This window comes from Saccharothrix mutabilis subsp. mutabilis (genome assembly GCF_039521145.1).
Lineage (GTDB): Bacteria > Actinomycetota > Actinomycetes > Mycobacteriales > Pseudonocardiaceae > Actinosynnema > Actinosynnema mutabilis.
This window is the reverse complement of record NZ_BAAABU010000013.1, coordinates 109,052-130,068: the sequence shown is the minus strand read 5'-3', so window position 1 is coordinate 130,068 and position 21,017 is coordinate 109,052. Positions and strand designations below refer to the sequence as shown.

The 21,017-nt window shown below is 72.1% G+C and carries 19 protein-coding genes; 7 read left to right on the top strand and 12 right to left on the bottom strand.

From position 1 onward, the window contains the following. The first annotated feature begins 286 nt into the window (after window positions 1-286). Window positions 287-1,705, top strand: a complete 1,419-nt coding sequence (locus ABD126_RS25325; protein WP_343936401.1) for a PLL family lectin — start codon at window positions 287-289, stop codon at window positions 1,703-1,705. After that, entirely contained in the window at window positions 1,702-3,588 is a 1,887-nt protein-coding gene (locus ABD126_RS25320; protein ID WP_343936400.1) for a DUF8189 domain-containing protein, read from the top strand. The genes ABD126_RS25325 and ABD126_RS25320 overlap by 4 nt, the downstream gene beginning before the upstream one ends. 38 nt (window positions 3,589-3,626) lie before the next feature. Here the strand turns inward: ABD126_RS25320 and ABD126_RS25315 are convergent, their stop codons facing one another. From ABD126_RS25315 to ABD126_RS25300, 4 genes are all read right to left on the bottom strand, one after another. Then, window positions 3,627-4,799 (bottom strand): extracellular catalytic domain type 1 short-chain-length polyhydroxyalkanoate depolymerase, encoded by a 1,173-nt coding sequence (locus ABD126_RS25315; RefSeq protein WP_343936399.1) that lies wholly within the window; start codon window positions 4,797-4,799, stop codon window positions 3,627-3,629. A 124-nt stretch (window positions 4,800-4,923) separates the two neighbouring features. Further along, window positions 4,924-5,136 (bottom strand): hypothetical protein, encoded by a 213-nt coding sequence (locus ABD126_RS25310; RefSeq protein WP_343936398.1) that lies wholly within the window; start codon window positions 5,134-5,136, stop codon window positions 4,924-4,926. A gap of 93 nt (window positions 5,137-5,229) precedes the next feature. Next, window positions 5,230-7,284 (bottom strand): phosphocholine-specific phospholipase C, encoded by a 2,055-nt coding sequence (locus tag ABD126_RS25305; RefSeq protein ID WP_343936397.1) that lies wholly within the window; start codon window positions 7,282-7,284, stop codon window positions 5,230-5,232. Between the two features lie 42 nt (window positions 7,285-7,326). Further along, window positions 7,327-8,586 carry a haloacid dehalogenase-like hydrolase gene (locus ABD126_RS25300; RefSeq protein ID WP_343936396.1) on the bottom strand — a complete coding sequence of 420 codons (1,260 nt, stop codon included), beginning with the start codon at window positions 8,584-8,586 and terminating at the stop codon, window positions 7,327-7,329. 391 nt (window positions 8,587-8,977) lie between these two features. Between ABD126_RS25300 and ABD126_RS25295 the strand changes: the two genes are divergently transcribed. Genes ABD126_RS25295 through ABD126_RS25285 form a run of 3 tightly spaced genes read left to right on the top strand, consistent with a single transcriptional unit; the run spans window position 8,978 to window position 11,969 of the window. Continuing rightward, the gene (locus ABD126_RS25295; RefSeq protein ID WP_343936395.1) at window positions 8,978-10,270 is read left to right on the top strand and encodes an ABC transporter substrate-binding protein; all 1,293 of its coding nucleotides are present in this window, start codon (window positions 8,978-8,980) and stop codon (window positions 10,268-10,270) included. Continuing rightward, window positions 10,267-11,151, top strand: coding sequence for a carbohydrate ABC transporter permease (locus ABD126_RS25290; RefSeq protein WP_343936394.1), 885 nt, complete (start codon window positions 10,267-10,269; stop codon window positions 11,149-11,151). The genes ABD126_RS25295 and ABD126_RS25290 overlap by 4 nt, the downstream gene beginning before the upstream one ends. Then, window positions 11,151-11,969: a carbohydrate ABC transporter permease gene (locus ABD126_RS25285; RefSeq protein ID WP_343936393.1), complete on the top strand. Its 819-nt coding sequence runs from the start codon at window positions 11,151-11,153 to the stop codon at window positions 11,967-11,969. The genes ABD126_RS25290 and ABD126_RS25285 overlap by 1 nt, the downstream gene beginning before the upstream one ends. Here ABD126_RS25285 and ABD126_RS25280 read toward each other — a convergent pair. After that, window positions 11,966-12,238 carry a hypothetical protein gene (locus ABD126_RS25280; protein ID WP_343936392.1) on the bottom strand — a complete coding sequence of 91 codons (273 nt, stop codon included), beginning with the start codon at window positions 12,236-12,238 and terminating at the stop codon, window positions 11,966-11,968. The two genes, ABD126_RS25285 and ABD126_RS25280, sit on opposite strands and share 4 nt — an antisense overlap. A gap of 89 nt (window positions 12,239-12,327) precedes the next feature. Between ABD126_RS25280 and ABD126_RS25275 the strand changes: the two genes are divergently transcribed. Continuing rightward, window positions 12,328-12,885 carry a hypothetical protein gene (locus tag ABD126_RS25275; protein WP_343936391.1) on the top strand — a complete coding sequence of 186 codons (558 nt, stop codon included), beginning with the start codon at window positions 12,328-12,330 and terminating at the stop codon, window positions 12,883-12,885. Window positions 12,886-12,889: 4 nt separating this feature from the next. Here the strand turns inward: ABD126_RS25275 and ABD126_RS25270 are convergent, their stop codons facing one another. From ABD126_RS25270 to ABD126_RS25260, 3 genes are read right to left on the bottom strand one after another with little or no spacing between them, the layout of a single operon-like run. Next, entirely contained in the window at window positions 12,890-13,102 is a 213-nt protein-coding gene (locus tag ABD126_RS25270) for a hypothetical protein (RefSeq protein ID WP_343936390.1), read from the bottom strand. Then, window positions 13,081-13,326 carry an MBL fold metallo-hydrolase gene (locus tag ABD126_RS25265; RefSeq protein ID WP_343936389.1) on the bottom strand — a complete coding sequence of 82 codons (246 nt, stop codon included), beginning with the start codon at window positions 13,324-13,326 and terminating at the stop codon, window positions 13,081-13,083. Before ABD126_RS25265 ends, ABD126_RS25270 begins: the two co-directional genes overlap by 22 nt. 10 nt (window positions 13,327-13,336) lie before the next feature. After that, on the bottom strand, window positions 13,337-14,242 hold the full coding sequence (locus ABD126_RS25260; RefSeq protein ID WP_343936388.1) for an SMP-30/gluconolactonase/LRE family protein: 906 nt from the start codon (window positions 14,240-14,242) through the stop codon (window positions 13,337-13,339). 75 nt (window positions 14,243-14,317) lie between these two features. Here ABD126_RS25260 and ABD126_RS25255 point away from each other — a divergent pair, with 75 nt between their 5' ends. Continuing rightward, on the top strand, window positions 14,318-14,767 hold the full coding sequence (locus ABD126_RS25255; RefSeq protein ID WP_343936387.1) for an Lrp/AsnC family transcriptional regulator: 450 nt from the start codon (window positions 14,318-14,320) through the stop codon (window positions 14,765-14,767). A gap of 45 nt (window positions 14,768-14,812) precedes the next feature. On the opposite strand, the gene ABD126_RS25250 is transcribed toward ABD126_RS25255, so the two are convergent. The 4 genes from ABD126_RS25250 to ABD126_RS25235 all read right to left on the bottom strand — a co-directional run bounded on the left by ABD126_RS25250 (window position 14,813) and on the right by ABD126_RS25235 (window position 20,985). Next, entirely contained in the window at window positions 14,813-15,430 is a 618-nt protein-coding gene (locus tag ABD126_RS25250; protein WP_343936386.1) for a cyclase, read from the bottom strand. A 301-nt stretch (window positions 15,431-15,731) separates the two neighbouring features. Then, window positions 15,732-15,914: a hypothetical protein gene (locus ABD126_RS25245; protein ID WP_343936385.1), complete on the bottom strand. Its 183-nt coding sequence runs from the start codon at window positions 15,912-15,914 to the stop codon at window positions 15,732-15,734. Then, window positions 15,911-17,350: a PhoX family protein gene (locus ABD126_RS25240; RefSeq protein ID WP_343936384.1), complete on the bottom strand. Its 1,440-nt coding sequence runs from the start codon at window positions 17,348-17,350 to the stop codon at window positions 15,911-15,913. Before ABD126_RS25240 ends, ABD126_RS25245 begins: the two co-directional genes overlap by 4 nt. Before the next feature lie 650 nt (window positions 17,351-18,000). Further along, window positions 18,001-20,985 (bottom strand): AfsR/SARP family transcriptional regulator, encoded by a 2,985-nt coding sequence (locus ABD126_RS25235; protein ID WP_343936383.1) that lies wholly within the window; start codon window positions 20,983-20,985, stop codon window positions 18,001-18,003. Window positions 20,986-21,017 lie beyond the last annotated feature (32 nt).

Sequence of the window (21,017 nt, the reverse complement as noted above, 5' to 3'; positions counted from 1 at the left end):
GGCCATACGGAGATGACACAAGCAAGAAGCCCGGGTTGAGTTGTGACCTCGCCAGGCCCTATTGGCGCGCTGCGCGCGCGAATTCATGTTTCGTTGAGGGGGAGTTGTGTCGTTGAGACGTGTGTTTGTTCTTGTGCTTTGTTTGATGGGTGTTTGGGTGCCGGTTGCTGGTGCGCAGCCCGTTGATCCCGATGAGATCTGGCCGCAGGACGTGCGGGCCGCTATTGCCACCGCTCCCTGTGACGCCAACGGGCCGTCGGCTATGGATGGCAATCTTGCCGCTCAGTTGAACCCGCAGTTGGCGACCAAGATGGCCGGGCACCTGACCGCCTACCGGATGTCCTGTGCTCGGGTGGTCGTCGACACCGTGCGTGCGCGGGGGTTGAACCGCCACGCCGCCGCTATCGCGATCTCCACCGTGATCGTGGAGACCGGCATCATGAACTACTCCGAGGCCGTCGACCACGACTCGCTCGGGCTCTTCCAGCAGCGGCCCTCGGCTGGGTGGTGTCAGCCGGCGCAGTGCATCGATCCCGTGTTCGCCACCAACTCCTTCCTGAACGGGATGGAGCGCGAGTATCCCAACGGCTCCTGGAACAACGCCTCGATCGGGGACGTCGCCGCCGACGTTCAGCGGCCCGCGGCGCAGTACCGGTACCGGTACGGGGTGGAAGCGGGGGACGCGGTCGTGATCGCGGACGCGTTGTGGAGTGGGATGGGGCGGCGGGTGCATCCGTATGCCAGTGGGCGGGTGGTGTCCGCTCGGTCGGCTGATGGGCGGTTGGAGGCGTTCGCGGCCGGGGCGGACGGGGTTTACCACGCGTGGCAGACGGCCGTGAACGGTGGTTGGTCGGAGTGGCGGTTCGTGGGTGGGCCGCGGGGTGCCCAGTTGGGGATCGCGGCCAACGGGGACGGGCGGTTGGAGTTGTTCGCCTTGTCCGACAGCACTTTCGACCACATGTGGCAGTCCTCGCCCAGTGGGGCGTGGTCCGGGTGGGCGAACTTCGGGGGTGGTGGGTACCGGGTCGCGGTCGGGGCCAACGCCGACGGGCGGATCGAGGTTGTCGCGTCCAACGCCAGTGGGGTGTTCCACCGGTGGCAGACGGGGGCCGGGTGGTCGGCTTGGGAGGGGTTGGGTGGGCCTTCCCTGTCGCGGTTGGCGATGGAGGCCGCGCCGGATGGGCGGCTTGAGGTGTTCGCCCTGTCGGACAGCACGTTCCAGCACCTCTACCAGACCTCGCCCAACGGGGGCTGGTCGGCGTGGGAGGACTTCGGTGGGGGTGGCCGGGACGTCGCGGTGAGCCACAACCAGGACGGGCGGCTTGAGGTGTTCGCGTCCAGCCATGCCGGGGTGTTCCACAAGTGGCAGACCGGTTCCACGTCGTGGTCCGGGTGGGAGGGCACGGGCGGGATAGCGAACGCAGAGTTGGCTACCGGGCGGTCTGTCGATGGGCGGGTCGAGGTGTTCGCCATCAACGGGGACACCGCTGTGCACAGTTGGCAGCAGCGGCCGAATTCGCCCTACTCGGGGTGGGAGACGTTCGGCACCGGCGGGGCGGAGGTCGCGACCGGGAACAACGCCGACGGGCGGATCGAGGTGTTCGGCACCAGTCAGGCGGGCGTGTTCCACAAGTGGCAGACCGGGTTCTCAACGTGGTCGGAGTGGGCCTGGCTCAACGGGTCCGCCGGCCCGGGTGTGTCGTGAAGCTGCTCGTGGCCGTGGTGGTCGCCGCACTGGTGGCGCCCGCCACGGCCGTCGCCGACGTCGGCGCGACGCCGTTCGTGCAGGTCTACGACCCGAGCACGACCCAAGCCCGGTACATCAACGACCACACCCTCATCCGCGACGACGCGGGCACCTGGCACCTGTTCGGCATCACCCACACCGAACCGGCCGATGACGAGGACGAGGACACCTTCGCCCACGCCACCGCACCGGACCTGCGCGGCCCCTGGACCACCCGGCCGCCCGCGTTGCACACCGACCCGTCCTACGGCGAAACGCACCTGTGGGCGCCGCACGTGATCAAACACGGCGACCTGTACTACATGTTCTACGCGGGCGGTGGCGCGGACCCGAGTCGGCACGCGATCAACCTGGCCACGTCGAGGGATCTGGAGACGTGGACGCGCTTGCCCAGTGGGCCGTTGTTCCGGGACGGGGCGGTGGCGCGTGACCCGCACGTGGTGCGGGTGGGGGACCGGTGGGTCATGTACTACACCGCCACCGAGCCGGCGAGTGGCGGCAACCACGTCGTCGCGTACCGGACCAGCACGGACCTGGTGCACTGGGGCGAGCGGGGGATCGCGTTCCGCGACCCGTCGTCGGGGGTCGGCGGCGGCAACACCGAGTCGCCGTTCGTGGTCTTCGCCGACGGGGCTTGGCGGTTGTTCCTCGGGCCGCGGGGCGGTTACGTGGGCACCGACGTCTTCACCAGCGCCGATCCGTTCCGGTTCACGGCCGACGGGTTGAGCGGGCACGTCTACGCGCACGCGGCCGAGGTCGTGGCGGACGGCGGGCGGTGGTGGGTCAGCCACGCGGGGTGGGGGCAGCGCGGGGTGTGGCTGGCGGGGCTGGACTTCCGGGACGGCAGTCGGCAGTACTCGGTGGAGGCGTCGTCCGCGTCGTCGGACCGGGTCGCCGTCGTGTCCGGTGTGGACGGTCGGCAGGAGGTGTTCGTCGGCGGCTCGGACCAGGTGTGGGGGCGGTACCAGGTGACGCCCGGCGGGTCGTGGTCGCAGTGGTACCCGTTCGGCGGGCCGCGTTCGGCCGTGTTGTCGTTGGCGCGCAACGTCGACGGGCGGCTGGAAGTGTTGGCGGCGGGGGAGGGGCGGGTGGATCGCAGGGCCCAGTCCTCGCCCGACCGGTGGGGCGAGTGGGAGTCCTTCGGAACTGCCGCGCGGAGCATGACGTTGGGGCAGAACGCGGATGGTCGGCTGGAGGTGTTCGCGTCCGGGCCCGTGGGGATCTACCACCGGTGGCAGACCTCGCCCGGCGGCGAGTGGTCGGGGTGGACGGCGTTCGGCGGGCCGGCGGACGCCACCCTGGCCACGGGGCGTGCCGCGCGGGGCGGGCTCCAGGTGTTCGCCCTCGCCGACGGGGTGGTGCGGCGGCGCGGACAGGGACCGGCGGGGTGGGAGGCCGGGTTCGCGGAACTGGGGCGGGTCGGCGGTGTCGGCGACCTCGCGGTCGGGCGGCGGCCGGACGGTGCGCTGGAACTGGTCGCCTCCGGTGCCGGTGGGCTGGCGCGGGCCGCGCAGGACGGGCCGGGCGGGGCCTGGTCGTGGTCCGGCTTCGGTGGGCCGGCGCACGCGAAGGTCCACATCGGGCGCAACGGTGACGGCCGGCTGGAGGTGTTCGCCACCGACGGCTCCGCCACGTGGCACCGCTGGGAGAACGGGTCGGGCTGGTCGGCCTGGGAGTCGTTCGGGCCGGGCACGTCCGCGCTGGACGTCGGGACCAACCCGGACGGCCGGCTGGAGGTGCTGGCGGGGTCGCCGGTGCGGCCCGTCGGCGGCCGGTACCAGGTGGTGCCCAGCGGCCACTGGTCGGAGTGGGCGTCGGTCGGCGGTCCCGTGCTGCGGTGAGGGGCGGCACCGGGCGGGCGCCCGGTGCCGCCGAGCGGTCAGATCGGGGAGCAGTCGGGCTTGTCGGTCCAGTCGGTCGCGCAGCGGTAGAGGGTGATCGGCGTCGAGTAGCCGTAGCGCGTGCCCAGGGTGTTGTACTCGGTCACGTCCACGCGGCCGGCGACGTAGTGGTCCGTCGGCGTCCCCAGGGCCGTGTCGGTGTACGGCGGGGCGGCGGGGGAGGTCGTGGTGGTGGTGGTCGGCGGCGCGGAGTCGGCGATGCCCCAGAACCGGACCAGGTGGTGGGCCGCGCAGATGTTCACGTCGAGGACGTACGCGCCGGCCGTGCCGCACTGGGCGGACCCGGTGCCGGGGTCCACGGGGTGGCCGTGGCCCATGCCGGTGATCTCGAAGTGCTCGACCGTGCCGCCGTACACCCGGTGCGGGTAACCGCCGACGGTGTCCGTCGTGTCCGGGGTCTGGTCGGTGCCGTTGACGTTGGTCCACTGCTCGACCAGTTCGACCGCGTTCATGGGCCGCACGGTCGTGTCGGAGGTGCCGTGCCAGATCGACACCTTCGGGCGCGGGCCCGAGTGGGAGAACGCCGACCGGACGCGGTCGCCCCACTGCGCGGGCGACAGGTTCACACCCGGGTTCATGCAGGTGAACGCCGTGGAGACCGAGGTCGCGCAGCCGTAGGGCAGGCCGGCGACCACACCGCCGCCGGAGAACACGTCCGGGTAGGTGGCGAGCATGACCGAGGTCATCCCGCCGCCCGCGGACAGGCCGCTGACGTAGGCGGCGGTCGCGCCGACGTCCTGGCGGGTGCGGTCGACCATCTGCTTGATCGACAGCGCCTCGCCCGACCCGCGCCGGGTGTCGCCGGGCTCGAACCAGTTGAAGCACGAGTTCGCGTTGTTCGCCGACCGCTGCTGCGGGAACACGACGGTGAACCGGTGCTGGTCGGCCAGCTTCAGCCAGCCGGTGCCGGTGGCGTAGGACGAGGCGTTCTGGGTGCAGCCGTGCAGGGCCAGCACGACCGGGCGGCCGGACGGCAGGCCATCGGGCACGTACCGGAACATCTGGAGGTTCCCGGGGTTGGTGCCGAACCCGGTGACCTCGCGCAGGGTGGCGGCCGAGGCGGGGGTGGCGACCAGGGTGGCCGCGGCCAGGGCGGTCGCGGCGGCGAGCAGTACCGCGGCGGGGCCGCGGGCAGGGGGACGGATCGGCATGACGCTTCCTCCACGTTGAGGTGATCGCAGTCACATGCGTTACGCCGATGCTAGGAACGCCGGGGCCGCCGGTCGTTGGTGGACACCACCATTTTCGCCGGCGGCCGTGTGGTGGTTGCCCACGTCAGCGGTGCTCGGCCACCCAGTCCTCGAAGGCCTCCGCCAACCCGGGCAGCACGCGCAGCTCGCCGAACCGGTGCCCCTTGCGCATGTTCGCCCACACGACACCGAACGCGCCGGGGTCGATGCCGCGGTCGTCCGCGAGCCGCCGGGCCGCGTACTCGGCCGCCGCCTCGCGGTCGGCCAGCCAGGTCGAGCGCTCGCGGGTCAGGTGCATGGCACCGAAACTAGGCACTCGGCCGCGCGAGAACCATGTGGTGGGGCCACTGTCCTGGGCCGAGATGGTGTGTGGCCCCACCACAACCGCGTCTTAGCCGGTCACGCCGTGAACGCCGGTCTCGATGTGGCCGCGGAACAGGCGGGAGAAGGACGCGTCGGTGTTGACGGTGGCGGTCAGGTCGTACCACCGGTTGCCGTACCACCCGGCGTGCCAGGTGTCGGTGCGCGTCGCGCCGGCCGGCACGACGTAGGTCCACGAGCCGGTGCGGTAGGCGTTGGCCTTCACGGTGAACGTGACCTCGGTGGCGCCGGCGTTGGTGAACGTGAGGGTGACCAGGCCGTCCTCGGCGGTGCTGGTCGTCGCGGTGACCTCCACGGTCGCGCCGGGCGCGTTCAGGTCGCCGGTGCTGCGGCGGCAGAACCCGTTGGGGCCGTAGCAGGACAGGTCGTACTTGCCGCCGCCGTAGGTCTGGACGCTGAAGTAGTCCGAGGTCGTCGCGCCCGGTGCGACGTCGTAGCGCCACGGGCCGTCGCTGCGGTGCGCGTTGGCGTAGACGGAGAAGTGGGTGTGGCGGGTGCCGTTGTTGGTCAGGTCGAACCAGACCCGCCCGGACGACTTGGTCTGCCGGGTGCCGACCCGCGGGTTGTAGGGCAGCTTGCGGGCGGGTTTGGTGCCGGGCTCCTGGGTCGGCATGACCTGCGGGCTGGGCGGCGCGGGCGTGGACGGGCCGGACCCGGCGGTGGGCACCGGGCGCGTGAAGCCGGGGTAGGGGCCCGGGGCGGCGGTGTCGAGCGTGGCGGTGAGGTCGCCGCACAGGTTGCGCCGCCACGCGCTGATGTTGGTCTCCCGCACGCCGGTCACGGCTTCGAGGAACCGCAGCACGGACGTGTGGTCGAACAGCTCCGAGCACACGTTCCCGCCCCGGCTCCACGGCGACACGACCAGCAGCGGCACGCGCGGCCCGAGGCCGATCGGCGCGCCGTTGACCCACTCGGAGGTCTCGGTCGTCGGCGGCACGGGCGGCGGCACGTGGTCGAAGTAGCCGTCGTTCTCGTCGTAGTTGAGCAGGAACACGGTCTTGTTCCACACGGCCTGGTTGGACGCCAACGCGTCGAGCACCTGCCACACCAGTTCGGACCCGGTGCTCGGGCCGTCCGAGGACGGGTGTTCGCACTGGTCCTCCGAGGCGAGGACCCACGACACCGTCGGCAGGGCGTCGGCGGCGACGGCGGCGCGGAAGGACGCGGTCAGGTCCCCGGTCGGCACCCGCCGCAACCCGCGCTCGAACAGGCTGCGCTCGGCGGTCGTCAGGGTCGCGACACCCTGGTCCAGCTTGGCGAGCAGGTTCGCGCGTTCGGTCGCGGACGCGGCGCGGACCTTGCCGTAGAAGGTGTGCATGCTCTTGAGGCCCAACGGTTGCAACGCCTTGCGCGCCACCGCTTTGAAGACCTGGAAGAACTCGATGTTGTTGTTCTGGTAGTTGTCCCACTCCTGGAACACCTTCCACGACACGCCCGCGGCCTCCAGGCGTTCGGAGTAGGTCTTCCACGTGTAACCGGCGTGGGTGTCCTCGGCGTAGGCGGCGTTGCCGATGGCGCGCGACCCGTCCGGCTCGTTGCCGATCATGCCCGTGACGTGGTAGCTGCGGTTGGGGCTGGTGGAGCCCATCACCGAGCAGTGGTAGGCGTCGCAGACGGTGAACGCGTCGGCGAGCTGGTAGTAGAACGGCAGGTCCGCGCGGTCGTAGAAGCACATGGTGTGCTTGCCCTTGGCCGGGACCCACCGGTCGTACTTGCCCTTGTTCCACGCGTCGTGGCCGTCGGTCCAGTAGTGCGGGGTGCCGGCGAGCTGGTGGCTGTCGGTGCCGTAGGGCAGGACGTAACCGGTGCCGTCGGGCTGGTGGAACACCGACTTCCCGTTGGCGCGCAACGTGATCGCGTTGCGGTCGCCGTAACCGCGCACGCCGCGCAGCGACCCGAAGTAGTGGTCGAAACCGCGGTTCTCCTGCATGAAGACGACCACGTGCTCGACCATCTCCAGGCCGCCGGTCGGTGCGGGTTGGGCGAGCGCGCGGACGAGGCTCGGGGGCAGCATCGAGTAGGTCCCGGCGGCCAGGGCGGCGGCCAGGAAGCTTCGTCGGTCCATCGGGGGACTCCAAGGATCGCAGGGGTGATCGCGGAGGGCGGTTCAGAACGCGGTGTCGAGCTGGTCGGGGATCACGGTGCCGTCCGCGCGCCGGACCGGTCCCGGGGTGCCGTCGGAGGCGGTGTGGGCGGTGGTGCCGCACGGGTACGGGGTGGCGCGCCGGGGGAGCGGTTGCAGGAACATCGGGTTGACCAGCCAGCGGCCGTCGCTGTTGTCGTAGGCGTGGCACATCAGCTCGGCCTTGTTGCGGTTGACGACCAGGCGCAGCGCGGTGGCGTCGGCGAGGAATGTCAGGTCGGTGGTGGAGTCGCCGGCGGCGAACACCGGGCGGCGGGCGGCGGGTTGGCGTTCGAACGCGCGCCGGTCGGGCACGTGGAAGACCACCTTGTTGAGCCAGCACCGCTTGCCGTCGATGTAGGTGATGGGCGCGGTAGGTCCGTCCGGGACTCCGCCGCAGCCCTCGAACGCGTAGGTCAGCCGGTGTCCCTTGTGGACGTTGCGGATGCCGATCACGCGGTCGGCGGGGATGCCGGCGCCGGCCGCCCACACGCGCACGACGGGTTCGGGTGACGCCGACACCACCCACACGTCGAACCCCGTCTGGCGCAAGGCCCCGATCAGGTCGCGTTGCTGGTCGTAGTACCGCACCCAGCCGGTTACCTGCCTGCTGCCGACCCGTTGGGTGGCGCCGACCGGTGCGGCCAGGTTCTCGGCGCGCGCGGCGGCGGCGAACGCGGCGACCTCCGCGTCCGTGCGGCCCGCGAGCAGCTGCGCGGCCCACGCGTAGCCCGGCTCGGCTCGGCGCAGGTCGGCCCCGGCGAAGGCGGTCGCGCCGCTCGTGGTCTTGGCCTGCGCGTACACGCTCAGCACCTCGTCGGCGCACCGGGTGTCCGGGCCGGAGGTGACCAGCGGCGTGCCCGGTTCGGCGGCACCGCACGCGGTGCGCAGGGCGGTCGCGGCGGCGTCGGTCAGGTACGCGCTGGTCGCCCGCCAGTCCCGGCCCGGTGGCTGGAGGACCTTGTCGTTGCGCAGCAACCAGAACACGGTGGCGTCGCCGACGTCGTTGCGGATGACGGTGTTGTCCCAGTCGAACGCGGCGACCGGGCGTCGGCCGGGCTTGCGCCCGCAGTGCGCGTCGAGCAATGCTTGCAGGGATGCGCGGTTCTCGCCGTGCCAGGGCAGTGTGCGGTCGAGGGTGGGGCAGCCGGCTGGTGCCGGTGCTGGTGCAGCGGGCAGGGGTGCCACGGTCAGGCCCAGGGAAAGGGCGAAGCCGAGAACGCCTGCACGACCCAGAGTGCGCATGGCCATCTCCGTAAAGGTCTGAACGTGACCCATTGGCGGTGAAGGCTAGAGCGCGCAGTCGGTGCCGGTCAATGGTCGTCTCCGAATACCTCCCGGTAGGTTTCCGGTGGTCGCTTGTGTTCGTTTTCCGTTGCGGTGGTTGACCTTTCCGGCGGAGGGCGGGCAGGGTGGGGCCGGTGCGGCGGGGTGCCGCACCGGCCGCGGCGCACGTCGTGGGCCAGTCGTCGTCGTCCTCGTAATGGCTGTTCATCACCCTGAGCGTGTCGTCGTCGCACCGCCGGGCCGCCACTCGGGCCGTCCCCGTTCCCGCTGGGCCGTTCGGGCGGTTCTGGAGTGATCATGGGCGGCACCGGGCACCGTGTCCTTACTGCCGGCTTGCGGGGAGGCGGTCGTGCGCGGATGGCTGGTCGGTCTGGTCGCGGTGCTGGTGTGCGGCTGCGGCGGGGTGGGGGCGTCGCCGGCCGACGCGCCCAACACGCTGGTCACGATGGGGTTCGGGCAGCCCGACGAGCACGCCACCGCCAGGGTCGCCGTGTTCCGCGCCGCCCACCCCGAGGTGGACGTCCGGATCAACGAGGGCGCGTTCGACGAGCAGCAGTTCCTGTCCGCCGTCGCCGCCGGCGACCCGCCCGACCTGGTCTACGCCGAACGCCGCAAGCTCGGCGGCTACGCCGCGCGCGGCGCGGTGCTCGCCCTGGACGACTGCGTCCGCGAGCACGGCGTGGACCTCGGCGAGTTCCGCGCGGCGGCGCTGCGCCAGGTCACCCACGACGGCCGGGTCTACGGGCTGCCCGACTTCGCGATGGTCCGCGTCCTGATCCTGAACAACCCCGTCCTGCGCGCCGCCGGCGTCGACCCGGCCACGTTCTCCACGACCGACTGGGGCGCCCTGGCCGACCTGGCCGCCCGGCTAACCCGGCCCCGCCACATCGCGTTCGACCCCAAGGTGCCCGAGTTCCTCCCGCTGTGGGCCAAGGCGAACGGCGTGGACCTGGTCGGCGCCCGCCTGGACGACCCGCGCGTGGTCGAAGCCGTCCGCTACACCACGGACCTCGTGCGCCGGCAAGGCGGATGGGCGTCCTTCAAGGCGTTCCGGGACACGTTCGACCAGTTCGGCGCGCAGAACGCCTACGTCACCGGGCAGCTCGCCGCGATGCCCATGGAGTCCTGGTACCTCAACACCCTGGCCACCAACTCGCCCGACGCGGACGTGACCATCGCCCCGTTCACCGACCGGCGCGGCGAGCCGCTCACCGAGTCCTCCGGCCAGGCGTGGGCGATCCCCAAGGGCGCGCGGCACCCCGACCTGGCGTGCCGGTTCCTGGTGACGATGACCGACGCCGACACGTGGGTCACGGCGGCGACCGCGCGGCGGGACGCGTTGGCCGCCAAGGGCAAGCCGTACGGGGGCACGTTCACCGCGAACCGGGTGGCCGACGAGCGGATCTTCCGCGACGTGTTCGACCCGCGCGGCAACCGCATCCTGGAGCGCGGCGTGCCGCAGGTGCTGGCGTTGCAGGACAAGGCGTTCGCCCTCGCGCCCAGCCCGGCGGCCAGCGAACTGGTCCGCGCGTGGGAGGGCGGCGTGAACCGGGTCCTGACCGGCCGGCAGAGCCCGGAGGACGCGATGGCCCAGGCGCAACGCGAAGCCGAACGGGCCCTGCGCCGCGTGGGCGCCCGGTGAAGGGCCGCGCGGCGTGGCTGTTCCTGCTGCCGTGGATCGTCGGGTTCCTGGCGTTCACGGCCGGCCCGATGCTGTTCAGCCTGTGGTTGTCGCTCAACCACTACGACATGCTCAAACCGCCGGAGTACATCGGCCTGGACAACTACCGCGAGGCGCTCACCGACGAACGGGCCGGCACGGCGCTGTGGAACACGCTGTTCTTCACCGCCCTGCACGTGCCGGCGCAAGTCGTGCTCGCCCTGGCGCTGGCGGGTCTGCTGCGCCGGGCCGGGCGCGCGGCGGGGTTCTTCCGCACGATCGTCTACCTGCCGGTGATGACGCCGCCGGTGGCGTTGGCCGCGCTGTTCCTGCTGCTGCTCAACGGCCAGAACGGCGCGGTGAACGCGTTCCTCGGCTGGTTCGGGTTCACCGGTCCCAACTGGACCACCGACCCGGTGTGGATCAAACCCGGTCTGGTGGTGATGAGCCTGTGGACCGTCGGCAGCACGGCCGTGCTGTACCTGGCGGCCCTGACCCGCGTGCCGCTGGAGCGCTACGAGGCGGCGCGGTTGGACGGGGCGAGCCCGTGGCGGCAGTTCTGGCACGTCACCCTGCCCGGCATCAGCGGCACGGTGTACTTCACGGTGGTGGTGAACACGATCGCGTCCCTCCAGGTGTTCACCGAGGCCTACACGATGTTCTTCGGCGCGCGGGGCAAGCAGTCCGGTGAGGGTGACGCGGCGCTGTTCTACGTGATCCACCTGTTCCGCGAGGCGTTCGAGTCGCTGCGGATGGGGTACGCGTCGGCGTTGGCGTGGGGGCTGTTCGTGGTGATCGCCGTGGTCACGGCCGTCCAGGTGCGGCTGTCGCGCCGGTACGTGCACTACGAAGGCGAGCGGTGATGAAACGGGTCGCGGTGTGGTCGGGGCTGCTCGTCGTCGCGCTGGCGTTCGGGTACCCGTTCTGGTGGCTGGTCAGCGCCTCGCTCAAGGACCGGGCGCACGTGTTCGACAACGCGTTGCTGCCCAGCCCGTTCTCGCCGGGCAACTACGTCGAGGTGTGGCGGGCGGTGCCGTTGACGACGTGGATCGCCAACAGCGCCGCGGTGGGCGTGGCGGCGGCGTTGGCGGCGACGGCGGCGAGCGCGGCGGTGGCGTTCGGCTTCGCGCTGTTCCGCTTCCGGGGGCGCAGCCTGCTGTTCGGCGTGGTGCTGGCGACGATGATGCTGCCCGGCGCCGTGACGATGGTGCCGGTGTACCTGGAGTGGCACGCGCTGGGCCTGGCGACCACCCAGGTCCCGTTGTGGGCGCAGAACCTGTTCGGGTCGGCGTTCTACATCTTCCTGCTGCGGCAGTTCTTCCTGGGGCTGCCGCGCGAGGTCTTCGACGCGGCGCGGGTGGACGGGGCGAGCCCGTGGCGGCTGTTCACCAGCATGGCGCTGCCCCTGGCGCGGCCGGGCCTGATCGTGGTGTTCGTGTTCGAGCTGAAGGCGGCGTGGACCGACCTGATCAAGCCGCTGATCTACCTGCGCGACCCGCAGCTCTACACCCTGCCGCGCGGCCTGAAGACCGTGCTGGACCGCTTCGGCGAGGGCGGGGAGGCGCAGTGGGAGCTGGTGCTGGCGGCGAGCACCGTCGCGACCGTGCCGATGGTGGCGCTGTTCCTGGTGGCGCAGCGGTACTTCGTGCGCGGCACGGTCACCCAGCACGTCGAGTCCTAGTCGACGGCGCCCCCGTTCGTCGCGCACGCGCGGATCTCCGGGAACACGCCCAGGTCGGCCAACTGCCGGCGCACGCGGTCCGCGTCGAGGTCGCGTTCCTGGCGCTGGTAGAGCTCCAACGCCTCCAGCCACACCGCCCGCGCCTGCTCGACCTCGCCCAGCGCGGACACCGACCGCGACCCCGTCCACAGCGCCCGGAAGCGGTGCAGGTCCACCGGCCGGCCGTCGACCCGCAGGGTGACCTCGCCCAACAGCGTCAACTCGACCATCGGGTTCCACTGCAGACGTTGTGCGGAACGCCCTCTCCGGTCGGGCCCGACGTGCTATGACTGCGCGCACGGAGACTGGGGGAGAGCACATGGACGACAGCGGGAGCAGTAGCAGCGGCAGCGACAGCTCGTCGAGCCATGACTCCGGCGGGAGCAGCGGGTACGACTCGGGTCGAGCCGACCACGACTTCGACCGGGCCGACGGGTACTTCGACCAGAGCGGGCAGGCCGCCGGGTACGACCCCTACCCGCCCCAGCCCCACTACGGCTACGAACAACCGCCCTACGGCCACGAGTCCTACCACCACGGCCGCTCTCACCACCACTCGTCCCACCACGCCTCCCACCACCGGCTCAGCGGCCGTGGCCGTCGCGGGAACCTCGCCGGTGCGCCGGGGTGGGTGCAGGCGTGCGTGTGGATCGGGGTGGTGTTCGCCGTCGGCGGGGTCGGCCTGTTCTTCCTGGAGGTGCTGACCGCCGTCGGTTCGCGCATGGACAGCACCGGGCCGTTCGGGTCCGACCCGTACCACAGCACCCCCTCCCGGCCCGACACGCCGGACGTCGGGCCGGGCGTCACGCTGTTCTTCGTCGGGTTCGTGCTGGTGCTGGTCGGCGTCCTCGGGCACGCCACCTCGCGGGGCCGCTGACCGGTCAGACCGCGCGGCGCAGGTTGAGCACGAGGCGTTCGCTGTCGGGCAGGGCGGCGAACGCGCCGGGGTCCGCCTCGCGCGCGGCCTCCAGCGGGGTCAGGCCGCGGGCCGGCGCCGACTCGGCGGTGGTCGCCACGAACTCGTAGTAGCGGGCGTGGGCGGCCAGGACTTCCGTCCACTGTGGAGTTTCGATCAGCGGCCCGTGGCCGGGCACGACGACCAGCGGGTCCCGTAGACGTGGTCGCCATGCAGGTGGGTGTTCAACGCCGCCTTGATCGGCGCGCCGCCGCTCGCCGCGGACACCGCGTCCAGGAACGCCTGCGTCCGCCGCCGGGTCGCGCACGTGTCGATCAGCACCACCTCGCCGCCGGCGTGCCACGTGCCGTCCGCCTGCACCCACGCGCGGACGCCGGGCGCGACTTCCCGCAAGTCGGTCATGCCCCGCAACCTATCGAACGGCCGAGTACACCGGACGCGCGCCGTTGACGTTGAACAGCAACGAGTAGACCGAGGTCGTGGCGGTGATGAACAGCCGGTTGCGCTTGGGGCCGCCGAAGCACACGTTCGACACGACCTCGGGAACGCCGATCCTGCCCAGCAGCGTGCCGTCGGGGTGGACGCAGTGCACGCCGTCGCCCGCCGCGGCCCAGATGCGGCCCTGTTCGTCCAGCCGGATGCCGTCGAACTGGCCGGCCGTGCACCGCGCGACCTCGTCGCCGCCGCTCAGCTTCCCGCCCTCGACGTCGAACGCCCGGATGTGGTTGCGGCGGGTGTCCACGATGTAGAGGGTGGTCTGGTCGGGGGAGAAGGCGAGGCCGTTGGGGCGCACGAAGTCGTCGGCGACGACCCGGACCTCCCCGGTCACCGGGTCGGCCCGGTAGACGTGGCACCCGCCGATCTCCGACTCCGCCCGCACGCCTTCGTAGTCGCTGAGGATGCCGTAGGGCGGGTCGGTGAACCACACGCCGCCGTCGGCGGCGACCACGACGTCGTTGGGGCTGTTGAACCTCTTGCCGTCCACCCGGTCGGCGACCACCGTGGTGGAACCGTCGTGCTCGGTGCGGGTGACCCGTCGTTCGCCCTGCTCGCAGGTGATCACGCGGCCCTGGGCGTCGAGCGTGCGGCCGTTGGCGTACCCGGCGGGCGACTTGAAGACGCCGACGTGGCCGGTGGTCTCGTCCCAGCGCAGGACGCGGTCGTTGGGGATGTCGCTCCACAGCAGGTAGCGGCCGGCGGGGACGTACACGGGACCCTCGGTCCACTTGCCGCCCGTGTGCAGGCGCTCCAACAGGTCGTCCCCGAAGATCAGCAACCGCTCGTCGAACGACTCCACCTTGGTCGGGAAGACATCCACTTGAAGCTCCTCATCGCCGAACAGCATCTTGCTCAAAGCCTATACTGCTTGATGACGTCTGGTGAGGAGTGCGAGATGGATGACACGGACCGCGCGGTGCTGGCACTGCTCCGGGAGGACGCGACCCTGTCCTACGCGGCGTTGGGGGCGCGGGTCGGGCTGTCCGCGGCGGCGGCCCACGAGCGGGTGCGCAAGCTGCGCGAGCGCGGGGTGATCCGGCGGACGACGATCGAGATCGACCCCGCCGCGCTGGGCCTGGACGTGCTGGCGTTCGTGCTGGTCGACTCGTCGGCGTGGATGGGGTCGCCGGAGACCGCCGAGGCCCTGCGTGCGCTGCCGGCGGTGGAGGAGGCCCACATCGTGGCCGGCAAGGCGTCGCTGCTGCTCAAGGTCCGGACCGCCGGGACGCGCGAGTTGCAGGCGGCGCTGCGGGACGTGCACGAGATCGCGGGCGTGTCCGGGACCAACGCGATCGTGGTGCTGGAGACGTGTTTCGAGCGCTCGGTGGACCCGGGTTCGGCCTGAGTGGGCGGTCCCGTGCGGGCGCCTCGCACGGGACCGCCGCGGGCCTCAGCCGATCGTCGTGGTGGTGATGACCGGGTTCGGGTCGGGGTAGCAGCGGGTCGGGACGTTGACGTTGCCGATGAACGACGACACCACGGCGGTGAACGTCAGGCCCGGGTCGCTGTAGGACGTGCCGTGCAGCTTGGTCTGGATCGTGCCGGACGCGCCGGCGGTGAGCTGCACGGTGACCGTGGGCAACTCGAAGGTCGCGCCACCGGCGATGGGACCGCTCGCGGACAGGGTCGCGATCCCGCCGCTGACGCTGAGGCTGGTGGTGCCCACGTTCGACCCGCCGGACAGGGTGGCGGAGACGTACGTGGAGTTCGCCGGGATCGGCACCTTGAGCGCGAGCGTCTGCACGCGCCGCACGGTGTAGCCGTTGACCGACGTGGGGACGGTGTTGGGCGCGGGGTCGATCACGACGGTGAGACCGCCGCCGGGCGCGACCGTCGCGGGCGCGGTGACCTCGGCGTTCTGGGTGAACGTGAAGTTCTGCGCGCCGAGCGGGGTGTTGCCCTGGCAGGCGAAGTTCGCCGTGTGCGGCACGGCCGCCGCCGTGGGGGCGAAGGCGAGTGTCGCGGCGGCGGCCAGGGCGAGTGCGGGCAGGGTTCGACGAGGTGTCATCAGGGGTTACCTCGGTTCACTTGGCAGGGGAAGGGAGCCGCGGCGACCCGATCGTCACTTGTGAATAGCTTTCACGTCAAGGCGGGGTGACGGCGGCCAAGATCGCTTCCGGTGACGCCCGGTGGTCGTCGGCCCCGGGCGCTGGGCCGGGCCGGTGACCTGCGGCGGTGGCGTGTGGGTGGGGTGTCGCCCGAGTGGCGGCGGGTTGTTGACGAAGGGCGTTCGGACGCCGCCGCACGGGTGGTTATGTGTTACCCCCGGTTTACCCCACCGAGTGCACAGTGGACGCCGCCAACGGGGTTCACAGGTTCGCGGCGACCTCGCAGTCCACGTCCTCCACGAACGCGACCTTCCCGTCCGCGCCCATCGCGCACACCAGGCCGGTGTCCAGTGCCGTGGCGAAGAACTCCTTGCGGCGCAAGGCGTCGCTGCCGGCGCGGATGCGGTGCAGGTCCGCGTCGGACAGCGGGGGGAAGTCGGTCACACGCCGATCCTGCCCCACGGTCCCCAGATCGCGAACGTCATCCCCTTGGCGGCCTGGATGTTGACGAACAGGGTGTGGCCGTCGGGGCTGAACGTGGAGCCCGCGAACTCGTCGTTGAACCGCGGGGTGCCGGTGGGGCTGGTCAGGCGGTTGAGGGCGATGTCGAACAGCCGGCCGTCGCGGGTCAGGCCGCGCAGGTAGTTGTCGTTGACGCCGTCCTCGCAGACGACCAGGGTGCCGCGCTTGCTGGTGGTGACGTTGTCCGGGAAGTCCAGGACGTCCGGGCCGGGGGACTGGTAGAGCAGGGTCAGCACGCCCGAACCCGTGTCGTAGGCCCAGATCTGGCCGGTGCCGTTGCCGTAGCCGGAGACGGTGTCCGGGCCGGTCTCGGCGGGGCCGCCGCCCTGCGTGGAGGTGAAGTAGACGACGCCGCGGTCGTAGGCCGAACCCTCCAGGCGCGAGAACAGGGCCGCGCCCCGCGCCTGGCCTTGCGCGGCGACGTGGTTGAGCGCGGTGTCGTTCGTGGTCGGTGCCGGCTGGCCGGGCGTGTGGGCGAAGGTCGGGGCGGGGTCGTCGATGTCCACCCATTCGGTCTGGTAGCCGGCGCCCTGGGGTTGCGCGGCTTCCAGGTGGGCGTTGGGGACGCCCTTGACCTTGAGCATCTGGAGCCGGCCGCGGTTGTCGAGCCTGCCGGTGGCGAAGGGGTTGCGGTGCGGCGTGTAGCGGTAGAAGCCGGACGCGAAGCCGAAGTTGTCCTCGGTGAGGTAGAGGTGGCCGCCGATCGGGTCGAACGCGACGGACTCGTGCGCGAACCGGCCCGCGTTGGTGATGGGTTCGCGGTCGGACTCGCCGTCGAGGGGGACTTCGAAGATGAACCCGTGCGGTCGGGTGAGGGCGGTGTTGGGGGTGCCGGTGAAGTCGGGTCCGACGTCCGGGCCGTTGACCGTCTCCTCGCAGGTGATCCAGGAGCCCCACGGCATCCGGCCGCCGGAGCAGTTCATCATCGTGCCGTTGAGGCTGGTGCGGGAGCGGACGACTTCGCCGTACCGGGTCACCTCGACGGTGGTGGTGCCGGCCTGCGCGGCGGGGTCGTAGGCCTTGCCGGGGTCGCCGAACGCCTTGCCGGGGCCGTTCAGTTCGTGGTTGCGCACGAGCAGGTAGTTGCCCCGGCCGGCGCGGAAGGCCCCCATGCCGTCGTGCCGTCCGGGGAGGACGGTCTTGTCGTCGAGCACGACGGGGACCTCGGTGTCGTGGAACGACCGGTACCGGAACCCGTCGGGCAGCCAGAGGCGGACCACGTCGTCGCGGAGGTCGGGCACGGGGCCGAGGGTGTTGGCCCGCGCCGGTTCGGCGGCGGCCCGGTTGAGGAACCCGGCGAACGGCCCACCGAGCAACGCCCCGGCCACCGCGCCACGCAGAACGGTACGACGATCCATCGCCGCATCGTGCGCCTGGGGTGGGCCGAGCGCAAGCGGGAGTTCGGGGTGGGTGCGGGCCACGGCCCCCGGTATCCATTCTACGGCCGGACCCCGACAGAGCGCGGCTTCGGTGGTGGTGGTGGCGACGGCTGCTGCTGCGGTGGCTGTGGTGGCGATGGTGGCTGCGTTGCGGTGGTGGCTGCGTTGCGGTGGTGGCTGCGTTGCGGTGGTGGCTCTGGTGGTGGTTGCGGTGGTGGCTCTGGTGGTGGTGGTTGCGGTGGGTGGATGGCTTTGCTGCCGGTAGGTGTCCACCCGCCCACCCCCTCCCAGGCCACCCAGCAAGAGCCCCAAAAGCATCCGCCTTCGGCGGGGCCGCCTGCGGCGGCTCGGCCGGCCGGCTTCGCCGGGCCGGCCGGTCCCGCGCGCAGCGCGGGTCAGCGCGCGAAGCGCGCTTGGCGCGCCCGCGCGCCTGGCTCGTGCGAGGTGGTCTGGGAGGGGGTGGGCGGGTGGACACCTACCGGCGGCAGAGCATCTCTGGCTCCGAAGCCAATCCAGGGATCGCCGCCGTCGGTGTCGCCGAGGGCCGCGTCGGCTCCGGAGTCAGTCCAGGAATCGCCGCCGTCGAGGGTGGCCGCCGATGCCGATGCCGATGCCGCCGGGGCCGCACCTCAACCCAAGCGCCGGCTTATCCGCTCCACATCCCCCACCCGATGCTGCGCCCGGTACAGCTCCAGAGCCCGCCGCCAAGCCCCCCGAGCCGCCGCCGCATCCCCCAACGCCTCATGCGCCTCAGCCAAATGATCAAGCGCATTGGCCTGCTGATAAGTGTTCCCGATCCGCTGGAACACCGCCAACGCCGCACCATAATGGCTCACCGCCCCACCATGATCCCCCTGCGCCGTAGCCACGAACCCCAGGCTGTCCAGCGCCGACCCCTCCCCCTGGAAATCCCCGATCCGCCGGAACATCTCCACCGCCGCCGCACAATCCCGCTGCGCGTGGTCCAACCGCCCCAACCGCGCCGAGTACCACCCCACCGCGTTCAACGCCGCCGCCTCCCACCCCTCGTCCCGGGCCTCCCGCGCCAACAGCAACGTGGTCTCCGCGTGGCGCAACGCCTGCGCGTGGTCGGATTGGCGGGACCACGCCAGGGCCAAGGCGTGGTGCGCCCTCAGCCGCCCGGCCAGGTCGCCGACCTCCTCGCTCAACTCCAACGCCAGCCGCAGGTGGTCAAGCGCCTCCGCATGCTCTCCCACCCGCGCACACGCCTGACCCAGCAACTTGTGCGCGGCAGCCCGGTCGGTCGCAGCACCGACCAAGTCCGCCGCCGCCACACCGACCCGCCACGCCGCCAAGTCCTCCTGCAAGTGCCCCCGCAACCGGTGGTACGTGGTCAGCACCCACGCGAACCACCACGCCTCCCGCTGCAAACCCTCCCGCGCCGACAACCGTTGGGCGGACAACAAGTTCGCGTGTTCCGCGTCGAACCACGCCAGCGCGGCGTCGTGGTCGGCCGGCGACCCCACCGCGCATCCGGGAGGCAGCGGCGGCATGTCCAGCGGACGGCGGTGGGGTGCCAGGACCAAGTCGGCGGCACGCGCGGTGTGCAGGTAACACGCGATGAGCCTGCGCACGGCCGCATCACGCGTCGCAGCAGGCAAAGCAGCGGCCAAATCGGCCGCGTACAAGTGCAACAGGTCGTGCATGCGGTGCCGGTCCGGCGCGGACCGGCTGATCAGCGACCGCTGCTCCAACTCCCGCAGGTGCGCTGCGGTGCGCCCGGCGTCCTGGCCACCCAGGCACGCGGCGGCGGCCAGGCTGATGTCCGGGCCCGGCGCCAACCCCAGCAGGGTGAACAACGCCGCCGCTTCCGCCGGCAACGCCCGGTACGACCCCAGGAACACCGTCCGCAGGTTGGCCGGCAGGTCGTCGGTGTCCAACGCGTCCAACCCGGTGACCCGCAGCTCCTCGGCCAGCACCGCCAACGACAACCCGGGCTGCGTCAACGCCCGCGCCGCCCCCACGCTCAACGCCAACGGCAACCCGGCGCAGTGCGCCACCACCCGCGCCGTCGCGTCCGGCTCCGCGCTCACCCGCTCCCGGCCGAACGCCCGCGCCAGCAACTCCCGCGCGTCCGACTCGGGCAGCACGTCCACCGCCAACGGCTGCGCGCCGTGCGCCGCGACCAGGCCCGGCAGCCGGTTGCGGCTGGTCACCAGCACCGTGCAGCCGGCCCCGCCGGGCAGCAGCGGCAGCACCTGCTCGGTGTCCCGGGCGTTGTCGATCACCACCACCATCCGCCGGTCGGCGGTCAGGCTCCGGTACAGCGCGGCCGGGTCGGCGGGGGCCGCGGACGCGCCCAGGGCGTCGAGGAACCCGCGCAGCGCCACCCCCGGCGGCACCGGCTCGCCGACCGGGTCGAACCCGCGCAGGTCCACGTGCAGCTGGCCGTCGGGGAAGCGGTGCAGGTTCTGGTGCGCCCACTGCGCCGCCAACCACGTCTTGCCGATCCCGCCGGGACCGCTGATCACCACCACCGACATCGTCTCGTCGGCCCGCCGCTCGACGATCTTGGTCAACGTGCCCAGCTCGTCGGTCCGCCCCACGAACAACCGCGGCTTGGCCGGCAACTGCCGCGGCACGGGCACGGCAGAACCAGGAGAGGTGGCGGGAGGCGCGTCCAAGCGGTAGCCGCCGGGCTCGGTCGTGATCGTCGTGCCCGACCCGCTCAACGCCCGCCGCAGCCGCGACACGTACACCTGGACCATCGTCCGCGCGGTGGCGGGCGGGTCGTCGCCCCACACCTCCGCCACCAACCGCTCGACCGGCACCACCGCACCGGCCCGCGCCTCCAACGCCGCCAGCACGGCCCGCTGCCGCGTCCCGCCCGTCACCCGCACCGCGGGCGCCACCGGCGGCGCGGGCAGGTCCAGGGCCGGGTCGAAGGCCAGCACCGCCCGGTGCAGGTCGCGCAGCGCCGGGGACGGGTCCAGACCCAGCTCGTCGCGCCGTCGCCGCCGGTGCTCGTCGTAGGCCGCGAGCGCGTCGGCCTGCCGGCCCGCCCGGTGCAGGGCGAGCACCAGCCGCGACGGGAACCGGTCGTCCAGCGGGTGCTCGTCGACCAGCCCGCGCAGCTCGCCCAGCAGGTCGCCGTGCCGGCCCAGCCACAGCTCCGCGTCGATCCGGTCGCACAGCGCGGCCAGCCGCCGTTCCACCAGCCCCGGCACGGCCATCTCGCGCAGCTCCTCGGTCACCCCGCCCAGCACCGGCTCGCGCCACAACCCCAGGCACGTCCCGAGCAGCCGGGCCGCCCGCGCGTCGTCACCGGCCGCCACCGCCGCCCGCGCCGCCGTCACGGCCGCGTCGAACTCGGCCAGGTCCAGCGCGCCCCCGGCGACGTCGAGCCGGTAGCCCTCGGCCACCCGCCGCACGTCCACGTTGCGCCGCAACGCCGACACGTGGTTGTGCACCTGCGCCCGCGCCGACGCCGGCGGTCGCTCGCCCCACAGGGCGCGCACCAGCCGCGCCGGCGGCACCACGCGCCCGGCGTCCAACAGCAGCACGGCCAACAACGAGCGTTGCTTGCGACCTCCGACCGGTACGCGTTCCCCGTCCCGCCACACCTCGACCGGCCCCAGCAACCGGTAGCGCACCCGTCCCCCAGCCCGCGGGAGGCCCTCGCCCG